The sequence below is a fragment of the Sphingomonas sp. genome (assembly GCF_019242355.1).
In the GTDB taxonomy this organism is placed as follows: domain Bacteria; phylum Pseudomonadota; class Alphaproteobacteria; order Sphingomonadales; family Sphingomonadaceae; genus Sphingomicrobium.
Genome location: NZ_JAFAVR010000040.1, coordinates 1 through 5,122 on the forward strand (window position 1 = coordinate 1; position 5,122 = coordinate 5,122).

General features: G+C 65.6%; 4 protein-coding genes. 2 read left to right on the top strand and 2 right to left on the bottom strand.

The genetic code is table 11. The annotated features are described in order from the left end of the window. Both JOZ79_RS01750 and JOZ79_RS01755 read right to left on the bottom strand, forming a co-directional pair. A partial coding sequence (locus JOZ79_RS01750; RefSeq protein WP_294069750.1) for a protein adenylyltransferase SelO family protein occupies positions 1–440 on the bottom strand: 440 nt, incomplete at its 3' end. Next, complete coding sequence (locus JOZ79_RS01755; RefSeq protein WP_294069752.1) at positions 440–1,075, bottom strand: SCO family protein; 636 nt, start codon at positions 1,073–1,075, stop codon at positions 440–442. The genes JOZ79_RS01750 and JOZ79_RS01755, both read right to left, overlap by 1 nt. Before the next feature lie 81 nt (positions 1,076–1,156). Here JOZ79_RS01755 and JOZ79_RS01760 point away from each other — a divergent pair, with 81 nt between their 5' ends. Beyond that, positions 1,157–3,793 carry a TIM-barrel domain-containing protein gene (locus tag JOZ79_RS01760; RefSeq protein WP_294069755.1) on the top strand — a complete coding sequence of 879 codons (2,637 nt, stop codon included), beginning with the start codon at positions 1,157–1,159 and terminating at the stop codon, positions 3,791–3,793. 51 nt (positions 3,794–3,844) lie between these two features. Further along, on the top strand, positions 3,845–5,122 hold a 1,278-nt coding region (locus tag JOZ79_RS01765; RefSeq protein WP_294069758.1), incomplete at its 3' end, for an MFS transporter.

The window sequence follows — 5,122 nt, forward strand, 5'->3', positions numbered from 1 at the left end:
CTGGACGTGTTGACGCCGAGCGCTTCGAGCATCTCGGTGGCGAGGATTTCGCGCACCCCGCCTTTCAGGGTGAGGCGGCCGTCGGCGTGGCGGCTGTAGGGCGTCTGGCCCGACCCCTTGGTGCCGAGGTCGAGGAGACGCGCATTCTCGTCGCGGAGCTGCGCGAACAGGAAGCCGCGGCCGTCGCCGATCTCCGGATTGTACACGGGGAACTGATGACCGTGATAACGCAACGCCAGCGGCTGTCGAAGATTGTCGGGCAGCGGTTCGAACCGACAGAAGTGGGCTTGCCAGTCGATCGCGCCAAGTCCGATGCGGCCAGCCCAACGGCCGTTGACGAAACGCTGATGGCACTCGGGAAACTGGGCCGGTTCGACCGGATCGAAGAAATCCGGGCCGAGGAGGAGGATCGCCGGGTCAGGGCGGTAGCCGGCGGTCATCAGGCTCCGGTCAGGGTCTTGAGCTTTGCCGTCGCGTCGCTGTCGGGCTCGTCCGAGGTGATGGTGCCCGTGAACTTGCCGTCCCGATCGAACAGCAAGACGGTCGCGGTGTGATTGATCATCACCATGCCCTTGCCGGCGCCGGGTTCGGGCTTGGCGTAGGTTCCGAACTGCTTCTTCACCGCATCGATCTGCGCCGCCGAGCCGGTCAGGCCGATGATCGGCGAGTTGAACAGTCCGGCGTATTGGCCGACTTCCGTCGGTCCGTCATTGGCCGGGTCGATCGTGACGAACACGATGTTCAGCGCATCGGGTCTTCCCGCCACCGCGCGAAGCTTCACCAGCCGCGACAGGGTCGTCGGGCAGGTGTCGCCGCAGCGGGTGTAGCCGAAGTAGAGCGCGTAGGGCTTGCCCTGCAGGCGGCTGCTCGGGAACGGCTTGCTGTCGGCGCCGACAAGGGTGAACGGGCCGCCGAAACCCGACTGGACCGTCGTGGACTGCGCCTGCGGAACGCTTGGGCTGCGGTGCATCAGGGTCATTGCGGCCATCGCGACGAGGACGAGGCCGACCAGAAACCAGAGAAGAAGGCGGAGGCGGCGGAGGCCCGTACGGGGTGGGATCGAGTCCGATGTCATGCCGTCGCCTCTGCACCAGGGGCAGGAGAAAACAAAGCCGAAGCCGTTGCGGCGGCGGCGCGCGCCGTTAGAGCTTGCGGCATGAAACGGTCGCTGACGCCGAGCCTTGTGCTCGCCCTTGCACTCACCTTCGCCGCACCCGTCGCGGCTCGAGCAGCTCCTCGCGTGACCGCATTCCCGAGCGGGCTGCAGGCGAGCGATGGCCATGTCGCGCTGCAGGTGACGGCGATCACCGATTCGATCCTTCGAGTCCGGGTCGCCACCGGTGGGGTCTTTCCCGAAGATGCCAGCTGGGCGGTCCCGGCATCCGTGCGCGCCGAGCGGGCGGCGGTGCGTGCAACGCCGGACGGTTTCGCCACGGCCGCTCTCCAGGTCCACATCGACCCGTCGACGCTTCGGCTGACGGTGACCGACGCATCCGGCAAGCTGTTGATCGGCGACGCGCCGCTGCCGATCAGCGTCGAGGGCCAGCGCTTCACGCTTCGCAAGGCGTTGCCCACCGGCCAGCATATCTTCGGGATGGGCGACAAGACCGGCAATTTCGACCGGCGCGGCGAGAGCTTCGTCGACTGGAACACGGACGCCTGGGGTTTCCAGCGCGACACCGATCCCATCTACAAATCGATCCCATTCTACATCGCCAGCGGAGCGGCGGGCGGCGCCTACGGCCTGTTCCTCGACAATACATGGCGCAGCTGGTTCGACTTCGGCCACCGCGATCCGGGCATGATCGAGATCGGCGCCGACGGCGGGCCGATCGACTATTACCTGATCGCCGGACCCGGCGTCCGCGATGTCGTCCGTCGCTACACCGACCTCACCGGCAAGGCGCCGATGCCCCCAAAGTGGGCGCTCGGCTATCAGCAGTCGCGCTACAGCTACATGAGCGCCAATGAGGTGCGGTCGATCGCCGCCCGGCTGCGCAGCGACCGCATTCCTGCGGACGTTATCTGGCTCGATATCGACTACCAGGATCGCAACCGGCCGTTCACGACGAACGCCAAGGCCTTTCCCGACCTCAGGGGTCTTGCCCGCGGCCTTGGCGCCGAGGGCATCAAGCTGGTCGCGATTACCGACCTGCACGTCGCCTATGCACCCAAGCAGGGTTACGCTCCCTATGACAGCGGCGCCGCCAGCGACGAGTTCCTCAAGAACCCCGACGGCAGCACCTATGTCGCGCCGGTCTGGCCGGGCCCGTCGGTGTTTCCCGACTTCACTCGCGCTTCGACCCGCGCATGGTGGGGAACCTTGTTCAAGACCTTAACGGATGACGGCATCGCCGGCTTCTGGAACGACATGAACGAGCCGGCGATCTTTGACACGCCGACCAAGACCATGCCGCTTGGCACGATCCATCGGATCGAAGGCGACGGCTTCGCGCCGCGCAGCGCGACCCATGCCGAGATCCACAATGTCTACGGGATGGAGAACGGCCGGGCGACGCACGACGGGCTGTTGACCCTGAGGCCGAACGTGCGGCCGTTCGTCATGACCCGCGCCAGCTATGCCGGCGGGCAGCGTTACGCGGTCACCTGGACCGGGGACAACAACTCGAGCTGGGACCATTTGAAGCTTGCCGTGCAGCAGTTGCTGAGCCTCGGCCTGTCGGGTTTCTCCTGGGCGGGTGCCGACATTCCCGGGTTCACTGGCGGCGCAAGCCCGGAGCTGGCGACCCGCTGGTTCGAGATCGGCGCGTTCACGCCGGTCTATCGCGGGCATTCGGCGAAGGACACGCCGCGCGCCGAGCCGTGGGTCGACGGCTCCGCGCATCTGGCAATCCGGAGGCGATTCATCGAGGCGCGCTACCGGCTGATGCCCTATCTCTACGCGGTCGCGGACGAAAGCGCACGGACCGGCGATCCGTTCATGCGTCCCACCTTCTACGATTACCCGCAGATGCAGAGTGTCGCGTGCGATCAGTCGATGGCGTTCACGGTCGGAAGCGACCTGCTCGTCGCCGCGTCACCGAAGCCGGACTCGCCCGAGCCCTACGACATCTGCCTACCGGGCAAGGGGTGGTACGATTACTGGACGGGCGCGCAGCTGACGGCCGACAAGACGAGCGAGACACCGCGGCTCGACCGCCTGCCGGTATTCGTCCGCCCCGGCGCGATCCTGCCGCGCCAGGCACTGGTGCAGAGCACTTCGGAGACGCCGACAGGGCCGCTGCAGCTCGACGTCTATCCGGGCACGGATTGCCGCGGCGAGCTTTACCTCGACGACGGTATCAGCGTGAGTGGGCCGAGCCTTCGCCAGACGATCGGCTGCACTGCCACGCCGCGCGGCGTCACTCTCCAGTTCGGTGCGCGCCAGGGCTCGTTCCGGCCGTGGTGGAAGCAGATCGCGGTGACGGTGCACGGCGGCCGGCCCGCGCACATCGTCATCGCCGACCAGCCCGGCCCGGCGACGGTTGCCATCCATGACCAGCAATCATTGGGACCATCGCAGTGCCAAATCATCGCCAAGAACGCCAAATCGATTATAGATAAGTATGATCGCGACCATGATGGTCGCCTGAACAAGATTGAAATGCAGGCGATGGCCGCGCGTTTGGACGCTTCGGCTGAACGCATAAACCGTGCCTACAACGCGGTTGGGGGCGACGACGGCCTTCGCTTGCTTGAGCAACGAGACGTAAATCATGATGGCTTTGTTGATTTGCGGGAATTCGCGGTTGTGCCCGATTTCCGTGTAGGGACGTGGAAGTCATGCCTTTGAGGATTTGCCAACAGGCACTTTCTGCTCACTTAAATAACAGCCTCCCGCAACATGGTACCTGATCGGCCCTCCCGGCTGCGGCTGCTGCTGTTCGCCTTCGGGGACTTCGCCTTCAATCTCTACTGGCAGAGCGTCATGCTCTTCCTGCTGTTCTATTATACCGACGCGCTCGGCATCTCGATCGGGATCGCCGCGACAACTTACATGGTCGCATCGATCTGGGACGGCTGCGCCAATTTTGCGGCCGGGGCTCTCCTCGACCGGCTCGGCCACCGGGTGCGCTATGGGGCGCTGCTCGCCGCGGGCTCCGTGCCGCTCGGGCTGACCTTCATTCTTGCCTACATGCCACCGGCGGCGGCCGGCGAGTGGATGGTCGCAAGCATCTTCGCCGCGCATCTGTTGTTCCGGACCGCCTATGCCGGGGTCAACGTCCCCTATCTGGCAATGACCGCCCGCATCAGCTCGGACGACCGTGACCGCGCCTTCGTCGCCGGGCTGCGGATGCTGTTCGGTACCTCAGCCGCGGTGACGGTCGCATTGGCGACGGTGCCTCTCGGCAGCTGGCTTTCAGGGGGACGGGTCGCCGACGCCTATTTCGCCGCGGCGGTCGTCTTCGCCTGCGTCGGTGCAGTCATCCTGGTCGTGGTGGGTGCAACCTATCGCGATCAATCCGGACCCCACCGCCCGCCCGCGCAAAGCCTCGCCGCGGCACTGCTCAGCCTCGCCCGAAATCGCGGTTTCGTGACCCTCAACGCCGCGATGATGGCGATGGTCGTCGCCAACACCGCGCTCAACAAATCGACGCTCTATTATTTCAAATATGTTCTTGGCGACGCCACTGCCGGGCAGCTCGCGCTTGGGGCAATCGGGCTGGTCGGAGCCATCGCAATCCCGCTGTGGATGCTGATCGCAAGGGTGACGGGACTTCGCGCACTGTGGATGATCGCGGCGGGCCTTGGCATGGCCGGCCTCGCGCTGTTCGTGGTCTTCCGCTTCGACCAGCCGCGCACGATGCAAGCCTTCCTGGTCGGGATGCAGGTCGCGAGCATCGGCCTCAACTTTGTCTTCTGGGCGATGCTGCCCAACACGATCGAATATGGCGAGGACGCGACAGGTGTTCACGTCGAAGGGACCGTGTTCGGACTGGCCGCGCTGCTCCAGAGGATCGCGATCGGGCTTGCGACCGCAATCCTGGGCTGGAGCTTCGACAGCGTGGGCTACGTCGCCAACGCACGGCAGAGCGCGGCAACGCTGGCGGGAATGCGCGCGACGATCGCCATCGTGCCGCTGACGTTCCTTGCGCTGTCCTGCGTGGCGATGATCCTGAAC

Coding starts and splice junctions, on each gene's coding strand:
- JOZ79_RS01760 (WP_294069755.1), top strand. CDS start 1,157: ATGAAACGGTCGCTGACGCCGAGCCTTGTGCTCGCCCTTGCACTCACC.
- JOZ79_RS01755 (WP_294069752.1), bottom strand. CDS start 1,075: ATGACATCGGACTCGATCCCACCCCGTACGGGCCTCCGCCGCCTCCGC.